The following is a 221-nucleotide window of genomic DNA, read 5'->3' as shown; positions in this document are numbered from 1 at the left end:
GTTCAAATCTGTCAGTCAATCCAATATTTCGGTGTGGGCTGGTATTTACCGGTTATTAGTGCTGCGATGTTTGGTAAAAATTTTGTTTACGCAACCTTATGTTCNNNNTTTTTAACGTTTTCGGTATCGTCGGCGGTTTCTTATCTCCCGCGATTGGCCGCCGTCTGGGATTGCGCCGCTCCTCGGCGATCGGTTTTGCCGTGGCCTTCCTCGTGCTACTC

Annotated in this window: 1 protein-coding gene (only partly in view); it reads left to right on the top strand. The window is 48.8% G+C overall.

Annotated elements, in window-relative coordinates; translation table 11 throughout:
• Positions 1-115, top strand: partial view of an MFS transporter gene (locus tag JTI85_RS21135; protein ID WP_255574985.1) — the 3' portion only. Its footprint begins 728 nt before the window's first position; the window shows 115 of its 843 coding nt (coding positions 729-843); the start codon falls outside the window, past its left edge; it ends in the stop codon at positions 113-115.
• Positions 116-221: the final 106 nt, after the last annotated feature.

The sequence above is a fragment of the Citrobacter sp. Colony219 genome (assembly GCF_019382635.1).
Classification (GTDB): Bacteria; Pseudomonadota; Gammaproteobacteria; order Enterobacterales; family Enterobacteriaceae; genus Citrobacter; species Citrobacter youngae.
Note: the sequence above shows the minus strand (reverse complement) of the source record. Positions and strands in the feature narration are given on the sequence as shown.